The 18,743-nt window shown below is 36.6% G+C and carries 14 protein-coding genes; 12 read left to right on the top strand and 2 right to left on the bottom strand.

Annotated features, from left to right (window positions below):
* Nucleotides 1–142: 142 nt before the first annotated feature.
* From glgB to ACFPYN_RS12090, 7 genes are all read left to right on the top strand, one after another.
* Nucleotides 143–2,089, top strand: a complete 1,947-nt coding sequence (gene glgB, locus ACFPYN_RS12120) for a 1,4-alpha-glucan branching protein GlgB (RefSeq protein WP_377734493.1) — start codon at nt 143–145, stop codon at nt 2,087–2,089.
* Complete coding sequence (locus ACFPYN_RS12115; RefSeq protein ID WP_377734492.1) at nt 2,079–3,236, top strand: glucose-1-phosphate adenylyltransferase; 1,158 nt, start codon at nt 2,079–2,081, stop codon at nt 3,234–3,236. The genes glgB and ACFPYN_RS12115 overlap by 11 nt, the downstream gene beginning before the upstream one ends.
* 15 nt (nt 3,237–3,251) lie before the next feature.
* Nucleotides 3,252–4,358 carry a glucose-1-phosphate adenylyltransferase subunit GlgD gene (glgD, locus tag ACFPYN_RS12110; RefSeq protein ID WP_377734490.1) on the top strand — a complete coding sequence of 369 codons (1,107 nt, stop codon included), beginning with the start codon at nt 3,252–3,254 and terminating at the stop codon, nt 4,356–4,358.
* A gap of 17 nt (nt 4,359–4,375) precedes the next feature.
* On the top strand, nt 4,376–5,809 hold the full coding sequence (gene glgA, locus ACFPYN_RS12105) for a glycogen synthase GlgA (RefSeq protein WP_377734488.1): 1,434 nt from the start codon (nt 4,376–4,378) through the stop codon (nt 5,807–5,809).
* A gap of 239 nt (nt 5,810–6,048) precedes the next feature.
* Nucleotides 6,049–7,479 carry a spore germination protein gene (locus ACFPYN_RS12100; protein ID WP_377734487.1) on the top strand — a complete coding sequence of 477 codons (1,431 nt, stop codon included), beginning with the start codon at nt 6,049–6,051 and terminating at the stop codon, nt 7,477–7,479.
* Nucleotides 7,476–8,510: a GerAB/ArcD/ProY family transporter gene (locus ACFPYN_RS12095; protein ID WP_377734486.1), complete on the top strand. Its 1,035-nt coding sequence runs from the start codon at nt 7,476–7,478 to the stop codon at nt 8,508–8,510. Before ACFPYN_RS12100 ends, ACFPYN_RS12095 begins: the two co-directional genes overlap by 4 nt.
* Nucleotides 8,494–9,570, top strand: coding sequence for a Ger(x)C family spore germination protein (locus tag ACFPYN_RS12090; RefSeq protein WP_377734484.1), 1,077 nt, complete (start codon nt 8,494–8,496; stop codon nt 9,568–9,570). The genes ACFPYN_RS12095 and ACFPYN_RS12090 overlap by 17 nt, the downstream gene beginning before the upstream one ends.
* 31 nt (nt 9,571–9,601) lie before the next feature.
* Here the strand turns inward: ACFPYN_RS12090 and ACFPYN_RS12085 are convergent, their stop codons facing one another.
* A complete protein-coding gene (locus ACFPYN_RS12085) occupies nt 9,602–10,957 on the bottom strand; it encodes an MATE family efflux transporter (protein ID WP_377734482.1) in 1,356 nt (451 codons plus the stop codon).
* Nucleotides 10,958–11,206: 249 nt separating this feature from the next.
* On the opposite strand from ACFPYN_RS12085, the gene ACFPYN_RS12080 reads away from it, so the two are divergent.
* Nucleotides 11,207–12,283, top strand: coding sequence for an undecaprenyldiphospho-muramoylpentapeptide beta-N-acetylglucosaminyltransferase (locus ACFPYN_RS12080; protein ID WP_377734481.1), 1,077 nt, complete (start codon nt 11,207–11,209; stop codon nt 12,281–12,283).
* Between the two features lie 324 nt (nt 12,284–12,607).
* On the opposite strand, the gene ACFPYN_RS12075 is transcribed toward ACFPYN_RS12080, so the two are convergent.
* Nucleotides 12,608–13,159, bottom strand: coding sequence for a GNAT family N-acetyltransferase (locus tag ACFPYN_RS12075; protein WP_377734480.1), 552 nt, complete (start codon nt 13,157–13,159; stop codon nt 12,608–12,610).
* A gap of 352 nt (nt 13,160–13,511) precedes the next feature.
* Here ACFPYN_RS12075 and dapF point away from each other — a divergent pair, with 352 nt between their 5' ends.
* The 4 genes from dapF to ACFPYN_RS12055 all read left to right on the top strand — a co-directional run bounded on the left by dapF (nt 13,512) and on the right by ACFPYN_RS12055 (nt 18,683).
* The gene (gene dapF / locus ACFPYN_RS12070; protein WP_377734478.1) at nt 13,512–14,498 is read left to right on the top strand and encodes a diaminopimelate epimerase; all 987 of its coding nucleotides are present in this window, start codon (nt 13,512–13,514) and stop codon (nt 14,496–14,498) included.
* A 13-nt stretch (nt 14,499–14,511) separates the two neighbouring features.
* On the top strand, nt 14,512–16,542 hold the full coding sequence (locus ACFPYN_RS12065) for a PAS domain S-box protein (protein WP_377734476.1): 2,031 nt from the start codon (nt 14,512–14,514) through the stop codon (nt 16,540–16,542).
* A gap of 63 nt (nt 16,543–16,605) precedes the next feature.
* Entirely contained in the window at nt 16,606–17,280 is a 675-nt protein-coding gene (locus ACFPYN_RS12060; RefSeq protein ID WP_377734475.1) for a response regulator transcription factor, read from the top strand.
* Nucleotides 17,277–18,683 (top strand): HAMP domain-containing sensor histidine kinase, encoded by a 1,407-nt coding sequence (locus tag ACFPYN_RS12055; protein ID WP_377734474.1) that lies wholly within the window; start codon nt 17,277–17,279, stop codon nt 18,681–18,683. Before ACFPYN_RS12060 ends, ACFPYN_RS12055 begins: the two co-directional genes overlap by 4 nt.
* Nucleotides 18,684–18,743: the final 60 nt, after the last annotated feature.

The following is an 18,743-nucleotide window of genomic DNA, read 5'->3' as shown; positions in this document are numbered from 1 at the left end:
AATTTGTCTATTTTGAATCATAATTTCATAATCTTAACAAAAATATGCTTGTTTTAGAGGAGTTTAGTAACTTACGACGAATAATCTAGAATAAGAAATGATAAAAAAACAACTACAAACATAGAATGGAGGAGGTGCTAAATTGGAAAAATTGCTAAAGTTGCCAAATCACCTATATCCAAGTGACTTTGATATATATCTTTTCCATGAAGGAACACTGTTTGAAAGCTATAAATTACTGGGAGCTCATGTCTTATCAGAAACTGATTTTCAAGGAGTTCGCTTTGCTGTTTGGGCACCTCATGCAAAACAAGTATCCGTAGTAGGTAATTTCAATAATTGGAATGGCTATCAAAACCAAATGGAACGTATAGAGCATTCTGGAATTTGGATATTATTTGTACCTGAACTGTCCGAGGGAGCTAATTATAAATATGAGGTTACTGGACCAGATGGGCACAAAGAATTAAAGGCAGATCCTTATGCTTTTTATACAGAGCTACGTCCTGATACTGCATCTGTCATCTATGAGTTAAATAACTATGAATGGCAAGATCAAAAATGGATGGCACAACGAGCAAAGACGGATCCTTACCAAAAGCCAATGATGATTTATGAAGTTCACTTAGCTTCTTGGAAACAAAAGAAAGATGGTCAATTCTATACGTATCAAGAACTTGCTGATGAATTAGTCGATTATGCAGTAGATAACAACTTTACACATATTGAGTTAATGCCGGTAATGGAGCATCCGTTTGATGGTTCATGGGGCTATCAGATTACTGGCTTCTTTTCTGCAACCAGCCGATACGGTACACCTGAGCAATTAATGTATTTCATTGACCGATGCCATCAAAAAGGTCTTGGTGTAATCCTTGACTGGGTTCCTGCTCATTTTTGTAAGGATATCCAAGGTCTTGGTCGATTCGATGGGACACCTCTTTACGAATCGGCAGATCCCTTACGCGCCGAGCGACCTATCTGGGGGACATACAGTTTTGATTACAGTAAGCCTGAAGTGGTTAGCTTCCTAATTTCTAACGCCATGTTTTGGATGGATGTCTATCATGTGGATGGTTTCCGAGTCGATGCAGTATCGTCAATTGTTTATTTAAATCATGATAACCCGCTCCCAGTTAAATTAAAAAATCAGTATGGTGGAGAAGAAAATGTCGAAGCTGTTCAATTCCTGAAGAAGTTAAACGAAACCATTTTCAAAAAGTATCCGAATGCTCTCATGATGGCCGAAGAAGCAACTGATTGGCCCCTAGTTACGAGTCCTACGAGTCAAGGCGGACTTGGCTTTAATTATAAATGGAATATGGGCTGGGCAAATGACGTCCTAAAATATATGAAGCTGGATGTAAATGAACGTCCAAAGCACCATCAGTTATTGACGTTTTCATTTTGTTACGCATTCTCGGAAAATTACGTACTGCCATTTTCGCACGATGAAATCGTCCATGGAAAACGCTCATTAGTCAATAAAATGCCAGGTACTTACTGGCAGAAGTTTGCGAATTTACGTTTGCTGTTAGGCTATTTATTCGTTCATCCAGGGAAGAAACTGTTATTTATGGGCAGTGAATTTGGGCAGTTTGACGAATGGAAATTCAAAGATGAATTAGACTGGATGCTTTTAGATTTTGACTCGCACAGCAATTTCTTTCACTACTACAAACAATTAAGTAGATTTTATCAAGAAACTAATTCACTATGGCGTCTCGATCATGACGAAGCTGGCTTTGAATGGATCGATGACAATTCGAATCAAAGTGTGATTACATTTATGAGAAAAGGCAAACGCAAAGGGGATTATTGTCTTATTGTTTGTAATTTCTCAGCAGATGTTTACCATAACTATCAAATTGGTGTTCCTTCATTTGGGACATACTTTGAAGCATTTACTAGCGATACAGCATCATTTGGCGGATCGAATCAGGTAAATAGCAATCCAATTCAATCAAGCAAGTTGCCGTATCATAACCAACCTTGCAGCATGAAAATTACGGTTCCGCCTCTAGGCATTTCGATATTCATGAAACAGACAAAAGCAAGACTGAAGGGAGTCAATACAAATGAAATCTAAAAAATGGGTGGCCATGTTATTAGCAGGCGGTCAAGGGTCAAGGCTAAGAGAATTGACAAGTGACTTAGCTAAACCCGCAGTTCCATTTGGAGGTAAATATCGAATTATCGATTTCACATTAAGCAACTGTACACATTCAGGTATTGATACAGTCGGTGTACTTACTCAATATCGTCCGCATATTTTGAACTCATATATTGGTAATGGACGCCCGTGGGATCTTGATCGCAATAACGGTGGGGTTTCGATGCTGCCACCTTATCAAGGGAAAGATGGCGGTGAATGGTACAAAGGAACAGCTAATGCAGTGTATCAGAATTTCCATTTTATCGATCATAATGACCCTGAATATGTCCTTGTGATTTCAGGAGATCATATTTACAAAATGGATTATAATAAAATGCTTGAAGATCATATTGAAAAAGGCGCCCATGCCACAATTGCTGTCATTGAGGTGCCATGGGAAGAGGCAAATCGCTTTGGTATCATGAATACCAACGAAACCGATCAAATTATTGAATTTGACGAAAAACCAAAACACCCAAAAAGCAATCTAGCTTCTATGGGAGTCTACCTCTTTAACTGGAAACATCTTAAAAAATATTTAACGGAAGACGAGCAGGATAGTAGTTCGTCCAATGACTTTGGTAAGGACATTATTCCGAAGATGCTGGATGATGGAGCGAATTTACAAGCGTATCGATTTACAGACTACTGGAAAGATGTCGGAACGATTGAAAGCTTGTGGGAAGCCCATATGGACCTATTACAAGAACCATCTGTTTTCGAGCTGGGTGACCCTAACTGGCAAATATACGCAGGGAATGCCAATCACCCCCCACAATATATCTCCAAAGAAGCTAATGTAACACAGTCTCTAGTCAATGAAGGCTGTTTGGTATTTGGGAAGGTCGAGCATTCTGTTCTTTCATATAATGTACAAGTGGGAAGCGGCAGTACAATCAAGGATTCCGTCATTATGCCAAACGTAAAAATCGGAAATAATGTCATAATCGAAAAAGCGATTATCGGTAGCGGTACAATTATCGAAGATGGGGCTGTAATCAGAGACTCTCAACAAGGGCTTACCTTAATTGGTGAAAATCAGCTAATTTCTTCGGAAAGTGCTTTGCAGCAATCGTTATAATAGGAGGTATCTTAAATGAGAAATGTATTAGGTGTAATTAATCTTGTAAATGAACGACCTATACTCAAAGAATTGACTCATCACCGTTGTTTAGCTTCCGTACCATTTGGCGGACGCTATCGGATGATTGATTTCACTATGTCGAACTTTATGAATGTCTCCGTCAGTAAAGTGGCCATTTTTACTAAAGATAAATATCGATCGCTAATGGATCACCTTGGCTCGGGGAAGGAATGGGATCTTGATCACCGTTCACAAGGACTATTCATTCTGCCTTCCATTCATCCTGATGAAAAAATTAAAGGAGATATCCAGCAATTCTATGATCATTTAGAATTTTTCCAACGGGCAACTGCGGACACCGTAATCATTGCTCCTGGTCATCATATTTGTAAAATCGACTTTAACGAAGTGATTAAAGAACACAACAGTAAGGAAGCAGATATTACAGTTCTGTATAAAGATTATGATGGGAAGCCGGTGAACAGACCGCTTTATCATCAATGTTCACTTGACTCAAATGGAACAGTCCAAGATATAAACCTTTATACATCACCAGCAAAAGGTGACCATATATGTTTAGAAACATATGTGATTAAAAAACAACTGCTCATCGATTTAATTAAGAATTGTATAGAGTATGAAGAATATGATTTTTTGAAAGATGTTGTGAAAGCGAACCTGAAAAATCTTAATGTACAAGGCTATCATTTCACGTGTCATATGCCGTTTATACATTCTCTAGAAACATATCATGCTAGTAGCATGGAATTTCTTAACCCGGAAATTCTTCGCACTTATTTTTATGATTCATGGGAAGTATTTACGAAAATTAAACATGAAGCACCAGCCGAATATACGATTTCCTCTAAGGTGTCTAATTCCTTAATTGCCAACGGCTGTATTATTGAAGGCACCGTAGAAAATAGTATTATTTTCCGCGGTGTAAAAGTTAGAAAAGGTGCAGTTGTTAGAAACAGTATCATCATGCAAAAGGGTGATATTGAAGAAGGTGCCCATATTGAAAATATTATTACTGATAAACAAGTCATCATTACAAAAGATCAAATCATTAAAGCACGGAACAAGCCGACTGTAATCAAAAAAGAAGAAGTAGTTTAAACTGGAGGGACACGAGCATGAATATTTTATTTGCAGCCTCAGAGTGCGTCCCATTTATTAAGACCGGGGGACTTGGCGATGTTATTGGCGCCTTGCCTCACTCTTTACATGAAGAGGGAGTTAACGTCAGTGTGATACTCCCGAAATATGGAGATCTACCATCGCACTTTCAAGAACAAATGGAATGGATAAAAAGCATTGAAGTTCCAGTAGGTTGGAGAAATCAGTTTTGTGGAATAGAGAAACTTCATTATCAAGGAATCAACATTTACTTCCTTGATAATGAATATTACTTTAAAAGACATGGTAGCTATGGCTTTGAGGATGATGGGGAACGGTTCGCTTTCTTCTCACGTGCTGTTCTTGAGGCGTTGCCATATGTAGAAGAAAGTCCCGATATTATTCATTGCCATGATTGGCAAACAGGTCTCATTCCAGTTTTATTGAAAGCTCATTATAACAATCACCCGCTTTATGAAGGAATTAAAACAGTGTTTACGATTCATAATTTGCGCTATCAAGGTGTCTATCCTAAGTCTGTGCTTTCTGATTTACTGAATTTAAGTGATTTATATTTCCACATGGACGCATTAGAGTTTTATGGAAATGTTAGTTATCTCAAAGGAGGACTAGCCTTTGCAGATTGTGTGACTACCGTGAGTGCTACATATGCTTCAGAAATACAGACCCCCTATTATGGGGAAGGGCTTGATGGGTTTTTGCGAAAAAAAGGTTCAAAACTTCGTGGTATCGTCAATGGAATTGACAATGAGTCAAATGATCCTAAACGTGATGAATTGATTCACTTACCATACGATGATCAGAAGGGGAAGGCTATAAATAAAAAAGACCTTCAGGAAACGCTTGTACTTCCAGTGGACGCTAATATTCCAATCATTTCAATGGTAACCAGATTGGTTGATCAAAAAGGGATAGATTTGATTCGCCATGTCTTCCATGAAATAATTGGGTTAAAAGTTCAGTTCATTTTACTAGGAACAGGCGATTCTCAGTATGAAGAGTCATTTAGATATTTTGCTGATTGCTATCCTGACAATGTGTCAGTCAACCTATACTTTGATGAAGCATTGGCTCAAAAAATTTATGCTGGCTCTGATCTCTTCTTGATGCCTTCTCAATTTGAACCGTGTGGCATTGGGCAGCTTATTGCGCTTCGTTATGGAACATTACCCCTCGTCCGTGAAACAGGTGGACTGAAGGATACGGTTAGTCCTTATAACGAATTTACAGGGGAAGGAAATGGTTTCAGCTTTGCTAATTATAATGCTTATGAAATGCTCTATACGATTGAGCGGGCTGTTGGTCTTTATCGCTCCCAACCAGATATCTGGGGGACTTTAGTAAAGCATGCGATGGAGCTTGATTTTAGTTGGACTTCATCATGTCAACAATATCTTGAAATCTATAAAGATCTCTTAAGTAGACGATAAAATAGAAAAAGAACCGTTTTCGGATTTTTTCGTAAAACGGTTCTTTTCTATTATTAAAAGTTTTTTCAACCCTCTCCTTTTAACTTGGAGGAACTATGTCTGTTCCACGCGCCGGTCCCTCGTTTGCCTTGCTTTCCAAAGTAACTCATCATAGGAGAATTCCAATTGCTTAATTTGTCTTAAAAAGGTTTAAATCATGAGCATTATCCCTAAACTAAAGTAAAAAATGGGGTGACATCATGGAATCTTTCAGTAAACTTTCCGAATACATCAAAGAATTATTTCATGATTCTTCAGATTTAGTTGTTAGAGAAATTGATTGGCCAGATGATGAGGCCATTCTTTGTCATTTTTCAGTTCTAATGGATAACTCGGTAATTAGCGAACAATTAAATATGATACAAAATAGACTTCAAGAAAAATTACCAAATTGGGGAGAAACGCCTACTTCCTCACTTGAAACATTTCACCCTTCAAAACTAGTGGAATATGTTTGTGCTGGAGAATCCACCATTATTCTAGTGAAAGCCAATTTGCTTTTACGTATAACTTTGCCAAACGTTCCTCATCGCGCTCCAATGGAACCCGGAAACGAAATTGTCGTTCAAGGACCACATGATGGTTTTGTTGAAAGTATGGATGTAAACATAGCGTTAGTTCGGAAGAGATTACTCATTCCAAATTTAGTTGTTCGAAAAGTAGTTGTCAGCAGTTTTTCAAAAACACCGATGTGTTATATGTATATTGAATCAAAAGTGAATCAAGTTACATTGGATGAAATTCACAACAGACTTAGAAAGCTCGAAACTGATTTTTTGTTCAGTACTGGACAGATTCAAGATGAATTAGAAGACAATATCTGGTCTCCTTTTCCACAATTAATGACTACTGAACGGCCAGATAAAGTGGCTACCAACCTTATGGAAGGAAAGGTAGTCATATTAGTTGATCAGTCACCAACGGCATTACTTGGTCCAGTTACATTTTTTTCGTTTTATCAATCACCTGATGATTATAACGGCAGAGTTCTTGTTGGTTCTTTCTTTCGACTTTTACGGATATTCAGTTTTCTGACGGCCATCTTTTTACCCGCATTTTATATTGCCATTGTTAGCTTCCACTTTGAAGTGCTGCCTTTGGAACTTAGCAAAACGGTTAAAACATCAGTAAATGAAATTCCTTACCGTCCATTTATTGAAGCTATGATTTTAGAGATTACAATCGAACTTATTCGAGAAGCGAGTATTCGATTACCTAGTCCAGTCGGTCAAACAATTGGAATAGTTGGAGGGTTAGTCATTGGGGACGCGATTGTTAGTGCAGGACTTGTCTCGAATTTAATGGTTATTGTAGTAGCTTTGACCGCTATTTCTAGCTTTGTAGTCCCATCTAACGAAATGAATATGTCCATTCGATTATTGCGATATCCATTTATGATTGCTGCATCTTTGTTTGGTTTTTTTGGAATCGTAATTGGGACCCTTATTCTATTCATTCATTTAACTAATTTACGATCGCTTACACAACCTTACTTTTACCCAGTGGTACCTTTTAAACCTTCTGTCTTTAAAGATATTTTTTTCCGACGTCCTTTCCCGAAGCCGCATCTCCAAGCTACTTCATTTACACCTAAAAAGAATGAGGATCGTTCCAAAGAGGACAAGCTATGAAATTTTCCATTTCAAAAAACCAATTATTTCTCTTGTTCTTTATTATTCAAACTGGATCAGTGTTTATTTCCTTTCAAGAGCCAATAATCAATGAGGCAGGAAGAGATGCATGGATAGTATTTGCTGTTATTTGTGTGATGCAACTATTCCAATTATTTCTATATGAGAAATTTCATTGTCATTTCAAGTTACCAAAATTTTTGCAATGGATGTATTCAGCATACTGGATTTTGTTAATTGTTTCATTTCTTGCATATATTCAAAAATCACTCTCTGTTTGGGCTTTCCCGTTGACACCAGCTTATGTCATCATCGGTACAGTAGTAGCTCTATCTTTTTATGCCAATATGAGTAGACCTGAATCCGTTATTAATCTTGGGGTTTTGTTAATTCCATTGATCCCGTTAATTTTTATTTTTTTAATGTTGGCTGTACCTGAATTAGTATGGACAAATTTATTTCCTATGGGGAATATATCAAAAGAAGAATGGTTCGGCGGAACTAAAGAATCACTACATGCTTTTATTGGAGCAGAAATTTATTTGTTTTATCGAGGATTTGTTGTGAAATCAGAGAAAATTAAGTTTAGATTTATATTGATTTATCAATTAGTGTTAAGTACGTTTTATTTGATAACTATCTTATTATCTTTATTATTTTTCTCGATTGATGAACTAAAAATCATTCCTGAACCTCTTTTGTATTTATTGAAATCTCAGGAAGTCACTTTTATTGAACGACTTGACTTGTTTTTCATTTTTATTTGGATGGCATGGAGTATTATTACCGTGATTTACTTAGCTTTTACTGTGACATTATTTATGGAGAAAAATACGCCTAAGAAACTAAATAGTAAAAAGGTTATTCTTCATTTATTATTGTTTATCCTGCCGCTCATTATTATTGCTAAAGATTATCATCAAGTTGCCCAAGATATGCTTATTTATGGTCACTTACTGTTTGCATTAATCATTCCATTCTTCGTTATCGTGTATAACAAATGGAGGTCCAAAAATGTTGAAAAAGTTTAGTTTTCTTATATGTGTCGCCCTGTTAAGTGGATGTTGGGATGAAAGACAATATAAAGACATTTCTGTCGTTCCAATCGTTGGACATGATGGGGAAATAGGCGAAATAACCTCTTATTTTACAGTCCCAATAATCAAAGATGAGACGGCAACAACACATGTTATAGAGGGAAAGGGTGTTTCCATACGGGAAGCACTGGAGGATGCCAATTTAAAAACAAGTCAATCAATGGATGTGTCAAAATTAATCGTCATTCTCTTTTCCGATGAAACGGTAAAAACCGATATATATGAATATTTGGATGTGTATTACCGCAATGCCCGCAATCAATTAAGTACGTATATCGGTATAACGGAAGGGAGTACTAAACCTTATTTAGAAGTTGGGAATGAATTACAAGAAGATGCCGGAACGTACTTCCATGATTATATTGAAGGTCTTGAAAGGGTTTCTATTTATCCGAAAACAGACCTTCAAATCATTTGCACGATGTTGTTTGACGAAGGCAAAGATATCGTACTGCCTTATTTCAAAATTTCTGAGGATGAAAAGTCAGCGGATATAAAAGGCATTGCTTTATTCAATGGAAAGTCTTATACAGGAGATTATATTAACAATCAACAAGCCATTACGTTATCTGTATTAAGAGATACAATAGGAAGGAATGCCAGTTTTACGTATACTTTTGAAGGAACACCGATAACAACCGTTATAAGAGGTATTAAGAAGAAATGGGACTATAGTGAAATCGAGAATTCAAATAGTATCAAGTTATCTTATACATTGAGAGTTGACGTACAAGAATTTTCACGCGATCATTTGAATGACAAAGAAACGAGAAATGATATTGAGCAATTTTTATCTAAAAAAATAGAAGAAGATGCACAAAAACTACTAGAAGTACTCCAAGAATCAAAAAGTGATCCTTTAGGACTTGGTCGAAGAGTGCGTGCTTTTCATCCGGAAGTTTGGGAAAAAGGTAAATGGAAAGAAACCTATAGTACATTGAAGCTTGAACCGAGTATTAAGGTAATTGTTGAACGAACAGGTATTTTACATTAATAATGGATGGAATAAAAACATGAGCCAATCCTTAAAGGACCGGCTCACGTTTTTTGCGTTGTATTCGAATTAGACGTGCTGATAAAGTAATTGCACCAGCAGTTAACCCTACAATTAAACCAATCCAGTAACCAAAAGGTCCAAAATCAGTATACTTAGATAGCAGGTACCCAATAGGTAAACCTATGACCCAGTACGATATAATCGCCATGATAAATGTAACATTGACATCTTTATAGCCACGTAATGATCCTTGTACAGGTGCTTGTATAGCATCTGACAACTGGAATAGTGCAGCAAATACGAAGAACTGAATCGTTAACTGAATAACCGTTTCGTCTGTTGTATATATAGAGGCAATTTGTTCTCTGAAAAAGAACAAAATACATGCAGAGAAGAAGCTGATAATAACGGCTGCTCCAACACTTAGCCAGCTATATGTTCGAGCATCTTTATAGCGCTTAGCGCCAACTTCATATCCTACTAAAACAGTTGCGCCAATCGAAATGCTTAAAGGAATCATGTACAGTAACGAAGTGAAATTTAAAGCGATTTGATGAGCGGAAATGACAGCTGTACTGTACGTGCTCATCATAAGTGTAACGGCAGAAAAAATACTCGTTTCAGCAAATATAGATAATCCGATGGGAACACCTATAAAGCTAATATCCCGCCATTTTGAAAACTGAACACTTGTCCAATTCTTAAAAAGTTCATATTGCCGAAATGGTTGGAGCTTATGAGCAACACCAACAGCAATTAAAAAAATCAACCAATAGGTAATTGCTGAAGCATAACCAGCTCCAGCACCACCTAATTCTGGGAAACCGAAATTCCCGAAAATAAGCAAATAGTTAAAAATAATATTAATGGGAGCCGACAGTAATGTGATAATCATTGTGATTCGCGTTTTTCCGAGTGCGTCCATATAAGATCGTAAGACAGTGTATGCGAATAAAGGAATTATACCGATAATCATTGCAAATACATAAGATCTAGCAATGCTTTCAACTCGTGGTTCTAATGTCATCATTTGTAGAATTGGATCAATAGCGATGAATAGGAGGAAGATAATCAAAGTAGATAGTGCCAAAGATAAAAATAATCCTTGTTGAACGACCGTTTTAACTTCATCCTTTTTTTTGGCACCTACTAATTGAGCAACTATTGGTGTGATAGCAAGAAGTATACCTGCTAATCCAGTGTATATAGGCACCCATAAGGATGAACCTACCGCAACTCCAGCTAAGTCCTCACTACCATAGCGACTAGACATTAAAATATCGAAAAATGAAACTAAATATAAGGCAACTTGTGTCACTAAAATTGGAAAAACAATTTTTAGCATGAGCGACCATTTCTCTTTAAGATGTGTTGTTTCATGCATTTGGAATCACCCTAATTTCTACAAATTTCCCTCAGTATAGCACAATAGACACAGACAAATAGAATGTGTAATTTATCGGAATTTTCATTACTTAAATAACTCAACAAATCCTTTGATTTTGCAGATGACGTTCATGTTAAGTCAGTAAATAGTGTATATTATGTAAAGGATAAGTTTAAATAATAATTATCAAGTAAATGACATCGAATTTTACACGAAATGAATGCGTTGAAGATAGGAGATTTACAAATGAAGAAAAAAACAATTGTGTTAACAGGCGGGGGAACTGCAGGTCACGTGTCACTTAACCAAGCAATTATCCCAACTTTAGAAAAAGAGTCATTTGAAATTCATTATATCGGATCAAAAGATGGTATTGAATTGGAATTAATTCGAGATGCTTTTCCTCATATTAAGTATCATGCCATTTCAAGTGGTAAGTTAAGACGTTACGCTTCTGTTAAAAACTTTACAGATCCACTGAGAGTGGGCAAAGGATTTCTTGAATCCCTTTTAATTATTAGAAAAGTAAAACCAGCTGTTATTTTTTCAAAAGGAGGATTCGTTTCGGTTCCTGTTGTTATGGCTGGAAAGTTATCTAGTGTTCCGGTTGTAGTTCATGAATCCGACGTGACACCAGGGCTAGCAAATAAACTAGCGATGCCTTTTGCAAAACATATATTTAGTGTCTTTCCAGAAACATTGAAACACTTACCTTCTGAGAAATCCAGTTGTTCGGGTTCAATCATTCGTTCAGAGTTATTTGAAGGTAAGAAAGAAGTAGGTTATCGCATTTGTGGTTTTAGTGGATTGAAACCAGTCCTTCTGATCATGGGAGGTAGCCAAGGTTCAGCCATAGTAAATGAGGCTATTCGAAGCAATCTTCCAAAGCTTCTTGAATCCTATGACGTCATTCACTTGTGTGGGAAAGGTAAAGCTGATGAGGCTTTATATGCCGTTTCTGGTTATAAACAATTCGAATATGTCACGACTGAATTACCCGATTTACTACATGCGGCAAATGTAATTGTTTCTAGAGCTGGTTCAAATTCAATATTCGAGTTCTTAGCTTTACGCAAACCGATGCTTCTAATTCCATTGTCTAAAATACAAAGTCGTGGTGATCAATTATTAAATGCCCAAATTTTTGAAAAACAAGGGTGGGCATCTGTTCTTGAAGAAGAAGCTGTTAATCCTACCTCGTTTTTGAATGCATTAAAAGATGTAGCTAATCGAGCAGAACATATGCGCCTTTTAATGGAGAGCTCAGAACTTCCCAAAACACCAGATGAAATGGTGAAACTCATTACTTCTTTTGCAAAATAAAAAAATGGCTGTTCCAAAAGTCATTGTACCTGACTTTTGCGAACAGCCTTCTTCATATTAATATCTTCTGATAAACAAATTGATTTCCGTTGTAATGAACTTTCATGTTTCGAAGCTAGCGCAGCGATTATTCGCCGCCTTTAACTACAATCATTTATTGTAGAATGAAGGTATTAAGTGAAAAAATAAAACAGGTGGAGAAAAACGATTCGTTTTTCTCCACCTGTTTTATTTTAGGGGCATATTAGTCAGCCCCAATAACTCCTCATTCCAGCTTGATTCTTCTGTTGTAGTCGAGAAAGAGGCACTATAGACTGTTCTTCATTACATTGCTTGCTCTTCCTCTTCTGTAAATCGAGAAGCAGCTGTTGACAAGTAGAATAAGTCTTTAGGTATTTGGTATAACTCATATTGATGTTCGCCAGAATTGATTTCTTCAAATAAAGTAGGATGTGAATCTTTTGCGTTCATGGTATAAGCTAACTTCTCTGTTGCACGGATAGACTTTTCATTATGTTTTTTAATACGCAGAAACACTGTATTGATCTGATGTTGATAAAATAGTTCTTCTAAGAACAGGTTTTTAGCTTTTAGATTAAAGCCCTTCCCTTGAAATGGTTGGCCAATCCAAGTGCCTAGAAAACCAGCCTGATCTTGGATATCATATAAATTTATCGTGCCAATTGGCATCCCATAATCATCAGTGATCGTTCGTGAAATAACTTCTCCGCGTTCTTCTTCTTCCATTAATTGTTTCGTCATAAACAAGAATTCTTCAGCTGAAGTTGCTTTTTGACGGACGAAAGGGAAGACAGATGGGTGAGATAAGTACTCGAATAAATGACCGCATTCTTGTAATTCTCGTCTTTTTATCAATATTAACGCCTCCGTAACGGGGCAGAGATATAGACAGAAGTCTGGCTCTAGCCCCTCGAAATTTTTCATTTTGTGGTGCATAAAAAATTCCGGGGTGGGAATCGAACCCACTAGAACCAGTCACAATGCTGGTGGCGCACCATTTGCCTTCCCTCACGATTTATGGTGAATAAATCGTTTAATAAAATTGTTTGCATATTTACTATACTAATTTTTTTTCGAAATGCAAACAAAAAAATCGTGAAATTTGTGTAAGTTTTGTTACAAATATAATACGCCTTTTTGAATGAATAGTTGTAACCGTTTTCGATAAGATTTATCATGAAAAGATAAAGTATTTAGGAGGACTATCATGACCATCATTTTTCATAAAGTTCACGGTTCTGGCAATACGTTTTATCTGCATGAAGAAATGCCCAACATTCCTTACGATTGGCCATTAACTGCACAAAAAATGTGCGACCCTTCTAATGACAACGGAGCAGATGGATTATTAATCATTTCACAATCCACTAAAGCAGATGCGAAAATGCGTGTCTATAATGCTGATGGGTCAGAAGCGTCCATGTGTGGAAATGGGTTAAGATGTGTTGCTCGATTTGTCTTAACAAAATTAAAGCAAACTAAAGCTACGATTGAAACGATGAAAGCTGTCTTGTCTGTGCAACAAGTAGACCCGATCTTTAAAAGCATAGATACATATTCAGTTGAAATTTCACCAGTATCTTTTGAACTATCATCCCTCCCAATGATGTATGATGATAACAAAAGGGTTATGAATTCAGTAATACCTGAATTTGCATCTGATATCCGCTTTACTGCAGTGTCAGTACCAAATCCTCATTTAATCGGAATAGTTCCTATTCAGTATATTGAAGAATCACAGTTTCAAGAACAGCTTGCTACGTCTTTTAATATAGAAAATGAATATTTTCCTGACGGTGTTAATGTCAGTTTTGTTCATCCTGTAGATGAGTCAAGTATTTTCGTCAGAACCTTCGAACGCGGAGTAGGTTTTACAAATGCATGTGGTACTGCAATGACGGCTTCAGCGTTGGTATCTGCAACCATAAATCTCGTGCCATTCGGAGATGTAACGGTGTATAATCCAGGCGGTTTTGTAAAGTGCGTCATTGAACAAAACGGTGAGCATGTTCATCTTTCCTTAATTGGTAATGCAACATTTTTCGCCACATATTCAGGAGAATTATCTGATGATGGTGAATTTTTATGTAATTCTATTATTCTTCATGAACATGAGATAAAAGAATACAAAGAACTTGAACACCATTCACAACTGAAAATAAAAGATGGATGGTCTCGCAACGAGAATTTGTAGGAGTTGAATATAGATGGAACATTTCTTCACTCAAGCGCAATTTGATTTACTATATGAAGATACGCCAGATTTAGTGTTCTTTTTAATTCAAAAAGAACACTCATTTGAGTATGTCTATATCAACCAAAGTGCAAGACTCATCTTTAAAGAGGATCCACTTCACTCCAGTCTGCATGATATGGTATCTGTTACACATGCAAAAGAAATTAATGAAAATTATACAAAGGCAATTAGAGAAAATAAAGTGGTGACCTTCCAAGATTTCTTTTTGTTTTCTGATGTTGAATTAGTAAATGAAACCACTGTAAAACCAATACGAACGGAACAAGGTATATATATACTGGCCATTACGAAAGAAGTGTCTAATCAAAAGGAAATAGAAGAAAAATATTTATTCATGCAATCGTTACTAAACATGACCGTAGATCCAACGATCGTCGTGACAAGGGATGGGAAGATATTCGATATGAATCCCAAATTTGAAGAGATTTTTGGCTACAATTTGAAAGAGTGGCGTGGAAAACACTATTTAAACTTACCAATTGTCCCTTTGAAAGAGCGTAATCTAGTGGAACATCATTTTGAATCGAATTTACAAGGCACTGGTAAATCTTCTGTTCTCGTAAAAAGAATTAAATCGACAGGTGACGATGGTACATTCCTAGTCAGTTACTCTCCTATAAAGAAAAATGGAGAGACCGTTGCTATGTATATTTTGCTACAAGAAGTTACAGATGAAGTCGAGCTTAAAGAAAGTCTTCGAAACACTAGACACATTTTGGAAAGTTATAAACGTGCCATTAGTAAAGCTGCTATGGTTTTAATGACAGATCCTAGAGGCGTCATCGTATATGCGAACGATTTATTTGAAGAAATTACTGGTTTTCTGAATCATGAAATGATGGGTCAACATATTAGCTCATTACAAGTGGACCGTTACAATGATTTTAATATAAAGCGTATGTGGAGAGACGTCATGAAAGATAAAATATGGCGTGGTGAGCTTAAAAATCGAGCGAGCAATGGTACATTTTACTGGGGGGATACAACGATTATTCCGCTATACAATGAATTACAGGACATTGAGAACGTTCTTATCATTCAATTTGATATTACTGAAAAAAAGAATGTCATGATTGATTTACAATCTATTGAACGAACATTTAATTTAATCACCGAAAATACTAACGACTTAATCGCGATTACAGATGAACATGGTTCTATTCTATATACCTCACCATCGCATGCAAGAATATTAGGTTTTTCAAATGAGGAAATAGGAAATAAACAGTTTAGTGACTTGCTAGTTAAAGAGTATCGAGATTTATGGGAAAGCGATATTTCTAAACGCGTCAATGAACAAGAAGAAATACGATTGGAACTACAATATTGTCGGAAAAATGAAGAGAAGCTTTGGACTGAAACGTCTATTATGGCCGTAAAAGACCGAGAACGTCCTGGGGAATTACAACATGTCATCGTTTCAAGAGAGATCACGGAACGCAAAAAATTAGAACAACATCTTAGCTTTATGGCATATCACGATAGCCTTACGAATCTACCCAATCGTAGTTATTTATTAAAAGAGTTCCCTCAATTTGTTTCAAATGCTGAGGCAAATCGTTCGACAATAGGTATTCTTTTTCTGGATGGTGACGATTTTAAATCAGTTAATGATTCATTTGGTCATGATGTAGGCGATGAATTCATTCGCATGTTTGGGCATGCACTTTTGGCTAGTGTTCGTCCAGATGATTTAGTTTCACGTGTTGGCGGTGATGAATTTGTCATTTTACTTACACATTTGTCTAATGAGCCACAATTGAGAAATGAAGAAATAAACCTAATCATAAAGAACATCCAAACGACCTTGCTAAAAGGATGGTACATTAAAGAAAACATTTTCACTCCAACTACTTCGATTGGTATATCTTTTTATCCTGATCACGGAAGCACGATTGACGAGTTAATGGAAAAAGCAGACATTGCGCTGTATCAAGTGAAACGCATGGGGAAAAATCAACATCTTATTTATTTAGATTGATTTATTGAAAGCCGTTCCTGTCATTGGAGCGGTTTTTCTTGAAATATGGAAGAAGGTGAAAGAATGGGGAATCGCATATTACTTGTGGAGGATGAAAAAAACATTGCTCGGTTTATCGAACTGGAATTGCGTCATGAAGGCTTTGAAGTAGTTCATCATATATCTGGGAGAGAAGGGTTAGAGGCTGCTAAATCACATGATTTTGATGTCGTGTTGTTAGACGTAATGTTGCCAGAGTTAAATGGAATAGAAGTATGCCGTAGAATTCGTTCGTTCTCGCGACTCCCTATATTATTAATCACAGCTAGAGATGCTGTAATGGACCGGGTAGCAGGACTTGATGCAGGGGCTGATGATTACATCGTAAAACCCTTTGCGATTGAGGAGTTGCTCGCTAGAATAAGATCCGTTTTGAGAAGAACAAGCAACGTAAATGAAGCTACTTCTCTGCTAGAATTTAAAGACATTACAGTCGACATGGATGCACGCCTTGTCGAAGTGAACAAAAAAAGTTTAGACCTAACCAAAACAGAATATGATTTGCTGGTCTACTTAATACAACAAAAAAATCGAGTGACTACACGAGACTTAATTTTAGAGAATGTATGGGGCTATTTAGCTGATATCGAAACGAATGTGGTAGATGTCTATATTCGTCATTTGCGCTCGAAGTTACCATTAGAAGCAGCAAATTACATAGAAACGGTAAGAGGAGTCGGGTATGTGATGCGAGAATGACTACATTGAATCGATGGAAACAGTCTATTGCATCACAATCGTTGAAGAAGAGATGGGCTATAGGTTCAGGGGCAGTCATCTTCTTAAGCTTTGCAACGATGAGTATTATTTTATTTATCGCTCTAAAAGGCTGGTTGTATCAGCAAGAAGAGCAAGAAGTAAATCGCACCATGCGTGATTTAACTAGCTTTTTCGAATCTCAAGGTCCATTTTTAACCGTTCAAGATATTCAGTCAAATAAAGGATTGATGACTTCTATAGTAGATAAAGACCAAACTGTTCGATTGTTAAACGCAGATGGTATTGAGTTGCTACAAATAAATGATACATCGACTTTCCCTTTATTTGATGACATTGACTTGCCAAGGAAGGGTTATGCACTAAATACGGACAAATCTTCGTCGATTTCAGCAATCGGAAATATACAGTTGGGAAAATTTGTGGGGTATGTTCAACTGGAACACCCATTAAAAGGTTTCCAATCAATTATGACTTATATCATAACTACCATGTTGCTTTTTAGCGTCTGTGCTTTGTTGTTATCGGGATGGATTGGTTACATGTTAGCGACCTATTTATTAAGACCTCTTCAAGATTTGAAAATATCCATGGATGATGTTGCTGCTCATGGATTTGAAAAGGATTTAGCAATTTCCTATCATGCAAAGGATGAAATTGGGGAACTTATAGTCGTTTACGAAAGTATGATGGCAAAGTTAAAGTCATCTTTTGAAAAACAACAACAATTTATGGCTGATGCTTCACATGAACTCCGTACACCCATCCAAGTGGTAGAAGGGCATCTGGCCTTATTAAACAGATGGGGGAAAGATGATCCTGTCATTTTACAAGAATCATTGGAAATATCGTTACGTGAAGTAAAACAAATGAAAACATTAATTGACGAAATGCTTGAATTAGCTCGTGGAGAACAATTGAAAGAACGTCCTCCTACTTATATTGTGAAACATACAATAGACGTAATAAAAGAAATAATGCAAGTACACCCGACCGTATATATTAAACATAATCTTCCTGTGCAAGAAGAAATAGAAATTCTTATCTCATCAAATGTCTATCAACAAATTATTCGCAACATCCTCACAAATGCAATTCGCTACAGCAAGGAGCCAGCGCACGTATCTATTGCATATGAATATAAGCCTGATGAGGTCATCGTTCATATACAAGATCAAGGGATTGGCATTGCGCCAAATGACATATCGAAAATATTCGATCGTTTTTATCGAGTCGATCCAGCTCGCTCTAGAAACTTGGGTGGTAGTGGATTAGGGTTGAGTATTGTTAAAATGCTTATGGACAATGCAGGAGGGTCTATTTTTGTGAAAAGTGAAAAAGACAAAGGTTCAACTTTTTCCTTGATGTTCCCGCTTATAAAATGAATTTTCCTTGTCTAAAATACATGTTATTTCGACATTACGATAAAGTTTGCTTAATTTCCT

This window comes from Paenisporosarcina macmurdoensis (assembly GCF_042658845.1).
Taxonomy (GTDB): domain Bacteria; phylum Bacillota; class Bacilli; order Bacillales_A; family Planococcaceae; genus Paenisporosarcina; species Paenisporosarcina macmurdoensis.
The sequence above is the reverse complement of the archived record's forward strand: the minus strand, read 5'-3'. Positions and strand labels throughout refer to the sequence as shown.